The following is a 16,607-nucleotide window of genomic DNA, read 5'->3' as shown; positions in this document are numbered from 1 at the left end:
TTTAACCATTGGGTTGTTAATTATTTTTTCTATTTTTGTTCAGCATTAGTATATAAATATTAAGAAAATATGAAAACTATAAGAATTATTTTCAGAACACTTTTAGGCTTAACTTTTATGTTTTCAGGAATAGTTAAAGGTGTTGATCCGCTTGGATCGGTTTATAAATTCAACGAATATTTTGAAGCCTGGGGTACAGAATGGATGAGCCCATTGTCGCTCGTATTGGTCATTCTCCTTTGTATGGTTGAATTTACTACAGGTGTCATGCTGCTGTTTAATGTAAAGCCAAAACTTTCTTCATGGTTTGCATTTTTAATAATGCTTTTCTTTACGGTATTAACCTATATTTCTGCAATAAACAACCCGGTTACCGATTGCGGATGTTTTGGCGATGCCATAAAACTTTCGAACTGGAATACTTTTTATAAAAATATTGTTCTGATAATTATGACAATATTTCTTTTGTTTACAAATAAGATTTCAAAACCGGCATTTAACAAGAAAATAGAATTACTTATCATAATATTAGGCGCCGGATTTATTGTTCATGTATCTGTTTATTGCCTTAATCATTTACCCGTTATTGATGAATTCCCATTCAGAAAACAATTGGGTTTATGGAATGATTTGCCATGGAAAAAAGGCGATACTATTGCAAAGCAGGTTGTAGCTACACCCGAAATTTCTGAAGTTGTTCTGGTTTATAAAGATAAAAAAACAGGTAAAGAAGAAGAGTATACTTCGAAAACCTTACCCTGGAAAGATTCAGTGAAAATGGCAAATATCGAATTTGTAAGACAGGATAAAAAAATTATTCAACCCTATAAAGAAGCGCCTATTCATGATTTTATAATTTATGATGATACTATTAATAGAACAGCAGAAATAATAACCAATCCCGGGTATCAGTTTATTTTAGCAGCTCCCGATATCTTTAAAACCAAAAAAACAATTTATGCAGAAATAAATAAGTTTGTAGAAAATTGTGATAAAGATAGCATTTCATTTATCGGACTTTCCGGTTCTATTCCTGATGATGTAGAATTATTCCGACATGAAGTTCAGGCGATATTCCCGATTTATAATGTTGATGAAACAGCTTTAAAAACTATGGTTAGAGCTAATCCCGGAATCGTGCTTATACATAATGGTGTTGTTGTTGAAAAATGGCATTGGCGTGATTTTCCTGAGTATTCAACAGTAAAAGAAAAATATTTAAATAAATAACGAGTTGTCCCGGTTTATTTTAAAACGTTTGTTTTATGGATTCCTCGTTATATTCGGGGTAGTTACTATTATATTTTTTTTATTCAATATCCTTCCCGGTGATCCGGCCCGAATGATGCTCGGTCAGCGTGCTGATATTTCATCAATAGAAGCAATAAATAAAGACCTGGGAAGAGATAAACCGGTAGGAATACAATATATGAATTACATGAACGATTTATCTCCCTTGTCAGTTCATAATATTAATAACCCTGCTGATTACTGGTATCTCGACACTTCCAAATATTCTGCAATAAGACTTTTTAAAATTTCATCAAATAATTCACTGGTACTAAAGTTGCCATACCTGCGCAGGTCATACCAAAGCAAACGACCGGTTAATGATATTTTGCTTGAAGCATTTCCTAATACAGCTATACTTGCTTTTGCTGCTATTGGATTTGCAATGGTTGTGGGAATATTCATCGGGATATTATGTGCGGTAAAAAAGAATAGTTTATTTGATAAATTTTCACTTGTGTTTTCATCAATGGGAATGTCGCTCCCTTCATTTTTTGCTGCAATACTTGCTGCTTGGATATTTGCTTACCTTCTCGGAAAAGTTACCGGGTTGAACATGTTTGGAAGTTTATACAGTGTAGACGATTTTGGTAATGGCGAATATTTAAGTTTGAAAAATTTAATTTTGCCTGCAATTACACTTGGAATACGTCCATTGACAGTAGTTGTAGAACTCACAAGAAATTCGCTGCTCGAAGTTTTAAGCCAGGATTATATTCGCACGGCAAAAGCCAAAGGGCTTAGTTATTATAAAATCATTTCGCGTCATGCATTGCGAAATGCCATGAATCCTGTGGTTACGGCAATTTCAGGGTGGCTGGCTTCATTGCTTGCCGGTGCAGTTTTTATTGAATATATTTTCGATTGGAAAGGAATAGGAGTGGTTATTGTTGATGCACTTGAAAAATATGATTTTCCGGTTTTAATGGGCGCTGTATTGTTTGTTTCATTAATTTTGGTTTTTATAAATATAATTGTAGATATTCTATATGGATACCTTGATCCGCGAATAAGAGTTCAATAAATAATTTTAAATTAAAATTATATGAGAAAAAAAATTGTTGCAGGAAACTGGAAAATGAATAAAACCCGTAATGAAGCGATAGCATTGGTAAACGGGATAGTTGAAGGAGTATCAAAATTAAAAATTTCTGAAAATGTTCAGGTAATATTAGCACCTCCATTTCCATTCCTGGAAAGCGTATTCCAGTTATCAAAAAATAGTTCACGAATTTCTGTGGCTGCACAAAATTGCCATTCCGAAGAAAAAGGAGCTTATACTGGCGAAGTTGCTGCTTCGATGCTTGAATCAATTGGCGTGAGTCATGTTATATTAGGGCATTCTGAGCGAAGAGCTTATTTTAATGAAGATAATAATTTTCTTGCCAAAAAAGTAAAAGCAGTTTTAAAAAATAATTTGAAACCAATATTTTGCTGTGGTGAAATACTTGCTGAACGCGAAAAAGGAAACCATTTTAATATAGTGAAAACACAGCTTGAAGAAGGATTATTTGTTCTGAATAGTGAAGAAATACAAAATACTATAATTGCATACGAGCCTGTGTGGGCAATAGGTACGGGTGTTACCGCATCTTCGGAACAAGCGCAGGAAATGCATGCATTTATACGTGGGTTGATTAAAGAAAAATATGGCGACAATATTGCCGGTAATTATACAATTTTATATGGTGGTAGTTGTAATGCTAAAAATGCCCGTGAATTGTTTGCAAATACCGATGTTGATGGCGGTTTAATAGGAGGAGCTTCATTAATTGCCAACGATTTTATTACCATAGTTGATTCTTTTTAATAATTATTAACTTATTACCTCTTTATAATTCGAAAAAATATTCTATTTTTATTGTTACAAATTTTTGAATAAAAATATCATTACAATAAAACAATTTAATGGATTATATCGAATTTAATTTTACCATTACACCTAAAGATTCTGGAAACGAAATATTAGCTGCAATGCTTGCTGATATTGGTTTTGAAAGCTTTGTGGAAACAGAGACCGGATTGCTTGCTTACATTCCATCAACAAAACTTTCATCTGAAGAGGTTGAAAACCTTGACATTTTTAAAAATAAAAAGTTTAAAATCAAATATGAATTTAAGAATATTCTGGATAAAAACTGGAATGAAGAATGGGAAAGCAGTTACACACCTGTAATTATTGCAGGTAAGTGTTGTGTGCGTGCACCATTTCATCCGGTTGAAAATGATTGCAAATATGATATCATTATTGAGCCTAAAATGTCATTTGGTACAGCTCACCATGAAACAACTTCTTCAATGATCGAAGAAATTCTTCAATTGGATTTGAAAGGGAAGAAAGTTTTGGATATGGGCTGTGGTACTTCGGTACTAGCAATTCTTGCAGCTAAAATGGGAGCCAAAACCGTTACTGCAATTGATAATGATGAATGGGCTTATAATAACTCTGTTGAAAATATAGCCAGGAATGAAGCCGGTAATAAAGTAAAAGCATTCCTTGGTGATGCAGAAATAATCTCCGAAACATATGATGTTATTTTTGCAAATATTAACCGCAATATTTTAATGCGCGATATTCCTGCATATACCAGCCATCTTGAAAAATCAGGCATCCTTTTATTGAGTGGCTTTTATGATGCTGATGTTCCTGTAGTTTCCGATAAAGCAGAATCGAATGGCGTGAAATTTATTCATAAAAGTGTTAAGAATAACTGGAGCGTTCTGAAATTTAAGAAAAAATAATATCGTATTCCATATGAAACTTCGCATATTTTTCTTTGCAATATTTTCTATTTTCATTGCAATCAGTACCAATGCTCAGACGATCAAGAAATTTTCGGATGATCAGCAAATATTTTTAGAAGAGTTAACAAACTTTTTTAAAGAAGTTGATAACCCTGATGATAAAAAGATTGCAAAAGAATTTATTGAAATGTTCACTTTAGAATGGAATGGCGGGAAATTTAATGCAGATGAAAAAAAGCTGATGATAGCGACCTGTAATAAAATGCTTAAAAAGAAAATGAAGAACATCCCGCATTTTAGAAATTATCTTACTACTATCATAAGTTTTAAAAATACAAATCAAACAGAAGCAAGTTATAAAGCATGGGAAGCTAGTCTTGATAAACTGATTAACAGGTCAACAAGTTCATTGTTTATTGATTACCTGGAAATAAGTAATAATCTTTTTACTGAAAATATTTTATATAAATCTTCAACTACAATCTGGAAATCGAATAACAGTAATTATATTTTTGAATATGATACTGTTCCCCGTATCGTTTTTCCTTCACTTGATTTTACTTGTTTAGCTAATAACGATAGTGCTAAAATTTATAATACAAAAGGAGTTTATTATCCTACAACCCAGATATGGAAAGGAAATGGGGGAACTGTAACATGGAAACGAGCAGGTCTTGAAGAAAATGCTGTATATGCTCAACTCAGCAAATATTCCATTAACTTGAAATATTCAAAATACACTGCTGATTCGGTGAATTTTTATAACATAAATTATTTTTCTTCTCCTTTGTTGGGTGTTTTAGAAGAAAAGGTTCTGGCAAATATGACCCCTGAAAAAGCAACTTATCCTCGTTTTGATTCATATGATAAGCGACTTAAGATTAAAAACATTTTCACCGGAGTTGATTATGACGGTGGATTTTCAATGAGCGGTGCAAAATTGCTTGGCGCCGGTGATGACAAACAGGATGCTTATTTTACATTTTACAGAGAAGGAAAAGAATTTGTAAAAACAGGTGCTAAAAATTATATTATACGTAAAGATAAGATCTCATCTGAAGATGCAAGTGTTGCTATTTATTGGGAAGAAGATTCCATTTATCATCCGGGGCTTCAAATGAAATATCTTAACGATAAAAGGGAGCTTTCATTTATACGGTCAAACCAGGGGATTGCAAAGACCCCATTTTTCGATACTTATCATAAATTGGATATGTATGTTGAGGTGATGAACTGGAAGCTGGATGAACCTATTATTAAAATGTCCACCATTAAGGGAACAGGGATTGAAGGGGAAGCTGATTTCGAATCATATAATTACTACTCTGAGGCGCGTTATTATAAAATTATGGGAATTGATGAAACGCATCCTTTAAGCGATTTAAGAAAATATGCAAAACTTAAAGATACCAATATTGTATATGTCCCTGATTATGCAAAATCCCGCAATATTGATCTTTCGCAAATCCAGGCACAGATGATTACCCTGGCAAACCTGGGCTTTGTTTCATATGATATTGATAAAGACAAAGTATATATTAAAGAAAAATTGGGTAACTTCCTGCTTTCGCGTGTAGGTAAAATTGATTACGATGTAATTCAGTTCAATTCGGTTACTACTTCAGAAGTCAATGCTTCTATTAATCTTCTTAACTTTGATTTAAAACTTAATGGAGTTAAAGTTGTTCACCTTAGCGATTCGCAAAATGTTAGAATCTACCCAACTGATCAAAAATTGATAGTAAAGAAAAACAGGGACTTTGATTTTGAAGGAAGGGTTCATGCGGGATTGTTTGATTTCTATGGAAAACTTTTTTCTTTCAATTATCTGAAATTTAATATTGATATGCCGGTGGTTGATTCGCTGGTTTTTTATGTAAGAAGCTTCAAGCCAAATGACAAAGGCGTTTATACAAAAGAAAAAGTAAAATCAGTTATTGAAGGAATTAAAGGCGATCTTCAGATTGATGAATCAAATAATAAATCAGGATTAAAATCAATTGCAAAATATCCGTTATTTACCAGTCAGAAAGATTCGTATGTTTATTATGATAAAAAACCAATATGGGGAGGAGTATATACCAGAGACCGTTTTTATTTTCATATCGATCCATTTGTTATCGATAGCCTTGATGATATAACAACAGAAGGTATTGGATTCGATGGCAACTTTGTATCAGCTGATATTTTTCCTGATTTTGATGAATCGCTTAAAGTGCAACCTGATTATTCACTGGGGTTTGTTCGCCTTACACCTGAAGGCGGATTTCAGGCATATAAAGGCAAAGGAATATTTGATTCTATTGTTGACCTAAGCAACAAAGGACTTCGTGGTAATGGAACTTTAAAATATTTAACTTCTGTAAGTAAATCTAATAATTTTATATTCTTTCCCGATTCAATGAATGCAGATGTTCAGAATTTTGAACTGGTTGAAGTGAAATCAGGAACTGAGTACCCACCGGTTATTGGTCAGGATGTTTATGAACATTGGATGCCATATAATGATTTGATGACCATTACAAAAAAACAGAAACCTATTGAAATGTACAATAATGAAGCGGTAATGAATGGAAGTTTATATCTTACACCTAAAAATTTAACAGGTTCAGGAATGATGGTATTTAGTGATGCAGAAATGGATTCTAAGTTATTTAAATATAAAAACAGGGTTTTTGATGCCGATACTGCTGATTTTCGTTTAAGGAGTTATGACTTATCTGCTTTAGCTTTTTCAACATATAATTATAAAAGTCATATCGATTTTGATGCAAGAAAGGGTGAGTTTAAATCCAATGGTGGTGGGTCAAAAGTTGATTTCCCAATCAATAAATATATTTGTTATATGGATGAATTTGATTGGTACATGGATAAAGAAGAAATTGACCTTGTAAACTCAAAGTCTAATAGAACAGAGCAGTTAAATAAACTTTCGTTAGAAGAATTAGCCGATCTTGATTTATCCGGTTCTGAATTTGTTTCAGTACATCCTCAACAGGATTCATTAAGATTTTTCTCACCGCGTGCTAAATATAATTTACGGGAGAGTATAATTTATGCTAAAGATGTTAAGCTGATTAAAGTTGCCGATGCGGCCATTTTCCCCGGTGATGGAAATGTTACCATATTTAAGGATGCTGAAATGAAAACTCTTACCGATGCCAAGATTCTTGCTAATACAGCATCTAAATATCATACAATTTATGATGCAGATATTAAAATTACAGCAAAGAATAACTATACTGCTACGGGTATGTATGATTATGTAACCTCTGACACTGCTTTATACCCAATATATTTTAATAAGATAGGAGTGGATACTGCTATACAAACATTTGCAGATGGGGCAATAAGCGATACTTCTAAATTCCAGCTAAGTTCTGAATTTGATTATGCCGGAGGTGTACATCTTACTGCCAGCAACCGGTTCCTGACTTTTAATGGCGCTTTTAATATCACTCATGATTGTGATACTGCATATCGAAGCTGGGTAAAATTCAAATCAGATGTAAACCCGAATGATATTTTTATCCCAATTGGCGATACAATATATGATATCAATGGTAAAAAACTTGATGCAGGTATTATGCTTGCAAATGATTCAAATGAAGTTTACGCAGTATTCTTGTCAAAAAAACATAAAACAACCGATCAGGAAGTAATTCAGGCAAAAGGTTATATTTCATATGATAAAACCAGCGATGAATACAGGATATCTAATAAAGAAAAAATAAAACAGATTAATCAGCCTGGTAATTACATAAGCTTAACCCGTTTAACTTGTGTTGCATATGGCGATGGAAAGATTGAACTTGCACCAAATTCAGGGCGTGTTACTGTGGGTGCATATGGAAATGCTAAACAAATAATTATTCCTGATTCAACAGACCTCGATCTGGTAATATCATTAGACTTTTTCTTTAACGATAATGCATTAAAGATAATGAATGAAAGATTGGAGAAATATACTAAACTCAAGGGATATGATTTATCAAAGCCTACTTTTACCAGAGCGCTGACTGAAATATATGGGACTAAAGAAGCAGATAAATTAATCTCTGATATATCGATGAATGGTAGCTTTAAGAAATTACCACCCGAATTAATTCATACTTTTTTACTTGGTGATGTGAAAATGAAATGGAATCATTCTACAAAATCTTTTGTATCTGAAGGTCCTTTGGCAATTATTGCTATAAATAAAAATCAGGTTAATAAATATGTGGATGGTTATATTGAAGTGAAGAAAAGCCGTACCGGTGATGAAATAAATATTTATTTTGAGTTTGATTCGACGGACTGGTATTATTTTAATTACAAAACAAATACGATGCAGGCAATTTCATCAAATACTGAGTTTAATACCAGTATAAAAGAAACCAAACCCGATAACCAGCAATTGAAATCGGAAAAAGACCTTCCTGCATATAAGTATACAATAAGTACAGAAAGCAAAAAGAAAAGTTTTGTTTCACGAGTAAGTAACAAATAGCCTAACATGGAATACGATTTTATTACTTTTCATACAGTATTAATTTTAATATTGGCTTATTTTATTGGGTCAATACCAACTGCTGTATGTGTTGGAAAATGGTTTTATGGAATAGATGTAAGAGATTATGGCAGCAAAAATGCAGGTGCAACTAATACGATAAGAGTATTGGGACCCAGGGCAGGGGTGCCTGTTTTTATTATTGATGTAATGAAAGGTTTTCTTGCTGTAAATCTGGCGTACTATTTTTGTAAAGATGATTTTGGTACACATAACGAGTTTTTTGCTTTTTATGAAGTAATACTTGCTTTCATAGCTATTTTAGGACATGTATTACCCATATTTGCCAGGTTCAAGGGAGGAAAAGGAATTGCTACTTCGCTGGGGGTTACCTTAGCAATGTTGCCCGATGCCGCTCTTGTTATTTTTGTTATTTTTACTATAATTTTATTTGTTTCTCATTTTGTATCGTTAAGCTCTATGATATCAGCATTTATTTTTCCTTTTATTTCATATTTTGTTTTTGGGCATGATGAATATGCATATATATTATTTTCTATTATAGTAACTATATTTATATTTTTTACTCATAGGAAAAATATTCGGAGATTGAGAAATGGTGAAGAATCTAAATTCTTCTTTAAAAAGAAAGAACCTTTGATTACAAAATCGTAACTTTTTATGGAATTTATAGTATAATATAATCTATATTAAAGTATTGATTTTTATATAATAGTGTTGTATATTTATAAAATGAAAAGACCGAATACCCATATAATAATTTATTTCTTTTTATTGTTTGTTTTTTTTGCATTGAATGCCAGCGCTCAGGATAAAGCGCAGGATGATGTGAAAAAGAATGCTGATGAATATTTTAAATCAGAAGAGTATGCATTGGCTATGCCTTTATATTCACAGCTTTTAAGTATTTACCCTAAAGATGTTACTTATAATTACAGGTTTGGAGTTTGTTTGTTATTTGCCGATACAAGAGATGTTGAAAAACCATTGAAGTATCTGGAATTCGCATCTTCAAAAGACGGAGTTGATAAAGCTGTTTTTTATTACCTGGGTATGGCATATCATCGGAATTATCGTTTTACTGACGCGATCAGGGAGTATAATATATATAAAGACAAAGCGAGTACAGGTGTTGCAGAAAAACTGGATGTTGACAGACAAATTGAAATCTGTAATAATGCAAAATCACTGTTAAAGCAGTATTCTGATATATATGTTTTACAAAAGACAGAAGTATTATCCAAGGATTTTTTCCGTTCCTATGATGTTGAGCGTTATGGAGGGAAAATCCTTGTAAAACCAGATGCTCTTAAAACACCGTTGGATAAGAAGAAAGAAAAATTCAGCCTTTGCTTTTATTCCAAAGAAGAAAACGAAGTATACTTTTCCAGCTATGGAAAAAATGGAAGTACAGGAAAAGATATATATAAAGCTACAAAACAAAAAGATGGAAAATGGAGCACACCTGTAAGTTTAGGTCCTACTATTAATACTCCTTATGATGAAGATTTTCCTTTTATGTTGGCTGATGGCGCTACAATTTATTATAGCTCCAAAGGTAGAAATACAATTGGAGGATATGATATTTACACTTCAACATTAAATGAAGGAGTATGGGAAGAACCTGAAAATTTAAATTTCCCTATAAATACACCTTTCGATGATATTATGTTTGTACCCGATTTATCAGGCAAGTATGCTTATTTTTCTTCGGCACGCGAAAGTATGAACGGGATGATAAATGTTTATCGTGTAAGAATTGATAAAAGACCTGAAAATAAAGAGGCGCTCGTTTTTGATATATCCAATACAGATGCAGATTCATTATATAATAAAACATTACAGTTTTTAAAAGAAAATGCATCGCTTGAAGTTAATGCTACCGAAAGCATGTTTGAAAAGCAAGATCAAGTTGTAGCCGATAATAATGCTGTAAATAATAACGTAAATAATAAAGAAGTAGTAAATGCTAATGAAAATCAGGAAAACAATGATTATGAAATTCCTGATGATATGTCCAACCAGGATATTGTAAATGTTGCCGACAAACAGGCTACACAGTCAAAGAAAGAATTATCAGAGCTGAAATCAAAGCGCGATGCAGCGAAAACTATTGCCACAAACAGAAAAGCTCAAGCAACTGATAAATATAAAGAAGCAGAAAAGAATGTTGCTGAAGCAGAAAAGACTACAGATAATAATACCAAAGAAACTCTGTTAACACAAGCTGCAACAAAACGCTCGGAAGGAGATCAGTTAAATAAAGAAGCAATTATTGCTGATAATATTGCATCACAGCTTGACAAGCAGGTAGTAAATAAACAAAAAGAAACAGAAGAAGCTATTCAATATAATGAAGATATAAAAAAAGCATTACAATCCAATTCATTCGATTCTTCTATTGCAATGCTGGAGCGTATGACGGAAAGGCTTAAGAATACACCTGTTGATACAAGTTATGATGATTTAGCTCTGAATACTGAATATATCAATAAAAAAGTAAAAGAAGAGGAAGCTCTTAATAAACAGTCGAAAATACTAAATGAGGAAATCAATTCGCTTAAAGCTGATGCTGAAACTTATAAAAAACAGGCTGAAGAAACTAAAAAAGATACAGAAAAAGATGAGTTGATAAAAAAAGCTGCCGATATAGAAGTTGAAGCTTCAACAAAGCAAAATGAGTTGGATAATTTAACTCTGAAAAAAGAATCACTCAAAGATGACCTTGATAGCGCACGTAAGCAAAACACCATATACACTGCTATTGTTGAGGATATCAATACCAATAGCGCTATTGCGCAAAATAAACAAAATGCTGCCAATTCAAATGTAACACCCGATAAAGAAGTTGCTGTAAATACTACAAATACAAATAATGTTAATGCTAATAAAGCAAATGAGAATAATGCTGCTAATATAAATAATGCAAATACTACTACCGACAATAAAACAGTTGTGAATAATAATGCAACGGAAACAAATGCAAATAATGCAGCTAATGCGAATAATAATATAGCTGCAAATACTAATACGAAAGATACTACAGCCATAATTGCAAACAATACAGAACTAATTAATAACGCTGCTGTATCAAAAGTTGATAATAATAAAACTGTAACAAACAATAATGAAGTTGCAGTTACAAATGTTGATAATAATAATGCTATTACAAATAATAATAATACAAATAAAAATGAAGTTGCTGTTACGAATGAAAATAATAATGCTGCTGTCAATAATATAACTGAAGTTTCAGCCAATAATGTAAATAATGCAAATAATATATCAGCTAATCAGAATAATGTTGACGATACCAGTAAAAAAATAATAAACGCAACTGCGGCTGTATTGAAAAAACAATCAGAAGAGATAAATGCTATTTCAACAACTAAAAGTGAAGAGAGTGTAATAAAACAAAAGGAAGTTGATAATATTATAGCTGAAGCTAATGCTGCTACTGATAGTGTTGAAAAAGTTAAACTACTAAGAAAAGCTGAAAATGCAAAAAATGAAACATTAAAATTATCAGCACAGGCTGAAGTTGCAGCTTCTGTGGCCAAGATATATGAAAATTCATATAATGAGAATAACAATCAATCAGGAACAAATGAAAACATTAATCCTAATGTTGCAATTGAAAATTATTCAAAACAGCTTACTACTTCACTTAATGACAAAAAGTATGAATTAGAGAAGTCAGAAGATAATGTTGATAAACTTAGAATTAAATCATACATACTTTCTAAAGTTGTAAAGGATTTAAAACAACAGGCTATAAACGATACGGCAAATTCTGATGATTTGTTAGATCAAGCTGAAAAAGTAGAACAACAAATTGCTGATGTAAAACAGCAAACAGAAACAGAAGATAATAAATCACAACAACTTAAAACGGAAACACAATCGATTAAATATAAAGTTGAATACCTGAGTGATTTAAAGAATGAAAAATTAAACACTTATACCAATACTGCTGCTTTAGCTGTCAATCAAAATAATAATGTTGTTGTTCCAACAAATAATACTGCAAATACAAATATCACTACAGAAATACCAACTAATCAAAATGCAGCTATTAATAACGCAAATACAAACATCGCCACTGAAACACCTACAAATACAAATGTTACTGCTGTTTATAATAATGCGAACACTAATGTTGCTACAGAAACACCGACGAATCAAAATGAAGCTGTTAATAATAATGCAAATGCCAATAATGCATCTAATGTTAATAATAACGTAACAACTAATAATGCAAATGTCAATGCTAACAATACACAAACAGTAACTGCTAATAACACAGCTGTAACTAATGAAAACGAATCGAATGCAAATAACACAGCTGTTACAAATAATAATGTAAATGAAGTTTCAGCAGATAACAATGTTTCTGCAAATAATAATGCTGCTGAAAACATTGAAAATAAAAACGAACCTGAAGTTAATAATGCGAATGTACCTTCAAATAATATTGTAAACACTGATTATAACTTACCATCAAATAAAAATATTGAATCAGAAACAAATAAGGTTACAGCTTTAACTACAACTCAGGAAACGGAAGTAAAAAAAAATATAGTTGATAAAGCAATTGTAACAGTGAAAACCCGCATAAAAGTTTTACAGTCGAGTTTAAAAGCAGTACAGAACGAAACAACGAAGGCAAATATCAATAAAGAAATAACGCAGTTACAGGCATATCAAAATACATTGCAAACACAATCAGATAACCTGCATTCTCAAACTACAAATAATACTCCTGACCCTTCATTAGCAAGCGTTTCAGTAAATAACTATTCTGAAATACTTGCAAATGATGCTTCAAAAGAAATGGAAAAAGCTATAGAAAAACGCAAGGAAGCAAACAATACTACTGACGTTAAAGAAAAAGAAAGCCTGAGAAAAGAAGCTGCTGTTATTGAAAAGAATGCTGAAAATAAATATATCGAATCTTTTGAGTCGAAAACCCTTGGTAATACAACAGATTATTATAACAATTCATTATTCCTGGATTCTATAAAAACAAATTATAAAGGTAATCCTCAAGCTACAACAGCAACTCTTATTGAGAACGAAGCAAAATATTACTTCGATAAGGCAGATGCATTAAAAAAGACCATAAATGATAGCATGTCTTATTATACTAAAAAATCAATATATAACGAAGTGCTTGCCAACGAAAATACTGCTATCGAAAAACAACAAAAAGCTTTTGATGTTTATAAACAAATGAAACCTACTTATGCCAGCAATATTGTAAATAACAATGTTGTTGTTCCTTCTAATAATAATGCAAATACGAATATCACTACTGAAACACCTACTAATACAAATGTTACGGCTGTTGATAATAATGCGAACACTAATGTTGCTACAGAAACTCCAACTAATCAAAATGTAGCTGTTAATAACGCAAATACAAATATAACTACAGAAACACTTACAAATACAAATGTTACAGCTGTTGATAATAATGCTAATAATAATGTTACAACAGAAACACCCACTAATCAGAATGTGGCTGTTAATGAAAACGTAAATACGAATATCACTACTGAAACACCTACTAATACAAATGTTACGGCTGTTGATAATAATACAAATAATAATGTTGCAACAGAAACAACCACAAATCAATATACAGCAGTAAACACCACTACTGAAACTAATGTAAATAATACAACAGAAGCAGCAAATTATACTGCAAATTATAATACTGCTGTTGCAGCAGCCGGAGGATTAGTACCTCTAAATAATGAATTGCCCGCAGGTGTTGTTTTTAAAGTACAGTTCTGTGCAGTTAAACAGCATCTATCGCCAGATGTATTTGAAGGTATTCCATTGGTTACTGCCGAAACTACTAATTTCGGGATGTACAGGTATATGTCAGGTTTATTTACAATTTATAATACTGCAAGAACTGCTTGCACTGAAATCAAAAACGATGGGTATCCCGATGCTTTTATTGTAGCGTATATTAATGGGAAACGTGTATCTGTAGCTGATGCGCTGGCTATGATTAAAACAGGTAATATTCCTGTTGCAAATGCTAATGTCGCAACAACTGGTATTTTAACTAATCCTGTTTCAGGTATAAAAGGTTTATTCTATAGTGTTCAGGTTGGAGTTTATGTCAGACCGGTTACGTCTGCTCAGCTATTTAAAATTACTCCTTTATATGATGAAATTATGGCTAATGGTTATTATCGGTATTTGTCAGGTACTTTTAATAACCTTCAGCAGGCTGTTGCAGCCAAAAATGTAATAGTAACCAAAGGTGTTACTGATGCATTTGTTGTTGTATACTACAATGGAAAGAAAATAAGTTATGACGAAGCAAAAGCATTGCAGGCAGCAGGAAATGTAAATATTGAAGTTGAAAATACGGCTATATCTACAGTTGATATGACCGGTATTACATTTAAAGTTCAGGTTGGTGCATATAAAAATGAAGTTCCTACCGATATACTTAATAAATGGCTTGATATTGTTGTTACGAACGGATTGGATCATTATATAACAGATAATGGTATTACCATATACATTTCCGGCAGCTTTAAAAATTATGATGCAGCAGGCGAATATAAGAATGAACTCATTTCAAAAGGAATTACTGATGCATACGTTGTAGCTTTTAAAAACAACCAGAAGATTAATATTACCAAGGAAATGGAATTAATGAAATAAATTTTATTTATACTTTTCTATTTTAATAATATCTTGAATAAATGAATTTATGTGAGCGCGATCTTCAGCATGTATGGCATCCATATACACAAATGAAAGATGCTGAAGTAATCGGAATCGAAAGGGGAGAAGGGGCTTACCTTTTTGATATAAATAATAAAAAATATATTGATGCTGTTTCGTCATGGTGGGTGAATACTCTTGGTCATACGAATAAGTATATCGCATCAAAAATTTCCGAACAACTTAATAAACTGGAACAAGTAATATTTGCAGGTTTTACACATCAACCTGCTGTTGAACTTGCTGAACGCTTGCTCAGTATTTTACCGGAAAATCAGAAAAAAATATTTTTTTCCGATAATGGTTCTACTGCTGTTGAGGTAGCATTGAAAATGTCAATTCAATATTGGAGCAACAAAGGAATTAAAAAAAATAAGATCATTGCATTCCGCGATGCATACCATGGCGATACTTTTGGAGCAATGTCGGCAAGCGGGAGAAGTGTTTTTACAAGAGCTTTTGACGATTTTTTATTTGATGTGATATTCATTGAAACTCCTTTAAAAGGTTGTGAAGAGAGAGCTTTTGAAGAATTAAAAATTTCAGTTTTCAAAAATGAACCTGCTGCTTTTATTTTTGAACCTTTGGTTTTGGGTGCAGGTGGAATGTTAATGTATGAGCCGGAAATACTGGAGCGTATGATACATTTCTGTAAACAACATAATGTGATTACCATTGCCGATGAGGTGATGACAGGGTTTTACCGGACAGGAAAATTATTTGCTACAGATTATATTTCTGAAAAACCTGATATCTATTGTATGTCAAAAGGGATTACCGGTGGTTTTCTGCCATTGGGTGTTACAGCGTGTAATAATAATATTTTTGATGCGTTTATTTCTGACGATAAAACAAAAACTCTTTATCATGGTCATTCCTATACTGCCAATCCTATATCATGCACTGCTGCATTGGCAGCTCTCGATTTATATGAAAATAAGGAATGTGAAGAAAATGTAAAAAGAATAGAAAATTCACATCAAATATTTTTTCAAAATATTTCTTCTCATCCGTCGGTAATTGATATTCGCCAGCGTGGCACCATCCTGGCTATTGAAATAAAAACTTCTGACAACACCGGGTACATAAATTCAATAAGAGATAAAGCATATAAATATTTTTTAGAAAAAGGAATTATTCTGCGTCCGTTAGGAAATGTGATATATATTTTACCTCCTTATTGCATAAACAATTCCGACCTTGAATATATTTATTCTGAAATTGAAAATTTTCTTGATATGCATTGTGATCAATTTATAAAATAGTATTCAGGCTTTGTTGTTCATCAGAAATCAATAATCACATG

At 32.1% G+C, this 16,607-nt stretch carries 8 protein-coding genes; all 8 read left to right on the top strand.

Annotated elements, in window-relative coordinates; all coding sequences use genetic code 11:
• Window positions 1-69: 69 nt before the first annotated feature.
• The 8 genes from PKK00_10540 (at window position 70) to bioA (ending at window position 16,566) form a co-directional block, all read left to right on the top strand.
• Complete coding sequence (locus PKK00_10540) at window positions 70-1,230, top strand: DoxX family protein (protein HNW98835.1); 1,161 nt, start codon at window positions 70-72, stop codon at window positions 1,228-1,230.
• Between the two features lie 4 nt (window positions 1,231-1,234).
• A complete protein-coding gene (locus PKK00_10535; protein ID HNW98834.1) occupies window positions 1,235-2,314 on the top strand; it encodes an ABC transporter permease in 1,080 nt (359 codons plus the stop codon).
• Window positions 2,315-2,335: 21 nt separating this feature from the next.
• Complete coding sequence (tpiA, locus tag PKK00_10530) at window positions 2,336-3,100, top strand: triose-phosphate isomerase (protein ID HNW98833.1); 765 nt, start codon at window positions 2,336-2,338, stop codon at window positions 3,098-3,100.
• A gap of 98 nt (window positions 3,101-3,198) precedes the next feature.
• Window positions 3,199-4,032, top strand: a complete 834-nt coding sequence (gene prmA, locus PKK00_10525) for a 50S ribosomal protein L11 methyltransferase (protein HNW98832.1) — start codon at window positions 3,199-3,201, stop codon at window positions 4,030-4,032.
• A 13-nt stretch (window positions 4,033-4,045) separates the two neighbouring features.
• Complete coding sequence (locus PKK00_10520; GenBank protein ID HNW98831.1) at window positions 4,046-8,527, top strand: hypothetical protein; 4,482 nt, start codon at window positions 4,046-4,048, stop codon at window positions 8,525-8,527.
• A gap of 6 nt (window positions 8,528-8,533) precedes the next feature.
• Window positions 8,534-9,202, top strand: a complete 669-nt coding sequence (gene plsY / locus PKK00_10515) for a glycerol-3-phosphate 1-O-acyltransferase PlsY (protein ID HNW98830.1) — start codon at window positions 8,534-8,536, stop codon at window positions 9,200-9,202.
• A gap of 78 nt (window positions 9,203-9,280) precedes the next feature.
• Window positions 9,281-15,238: a hypothetical protein gene (locus PKK00_10510; GenBank protein ID HNW98829.1), complete on the top strand. Its 5,958-nt coding sequence runs from the start codon at window positions 9,281-9,283 to the stop codon at window positions 15,236-15,238.
• A gap of 41 nt (window positions 15,239-15,279) precedes the next feature.
• Window positions 15,280-16,566 carry an adenosylmethionine--8-amino-7-oxononanoate transaminase gene (gene bioA / locus PKK00_10505; GenBank protein HNW98828.1) on the top strand — a complete coding sequence of 429 codons (1,287 nt, stop codon included), beginning with the start codon at window positions 15,280-15,282 and terminating at the stop codon, window positions 16,564-16,566.
• Window positions 16,567-16,607 lie beyond the last annotated feature (41 nt).

The sequence above is a fragment of the Bacteroidales bacterium genome, from assembly GCA_035353855.1.
In the GTDB taxonomy this organism is placed as follows: Bacteria; Bacteroidota; Bacteroidia; order Bacteroidales; family CG2-30-32-10; genus DAOQAK01.
This window is presented reverse-complemented; position numbering and strand designations above follow the sequence as displayed.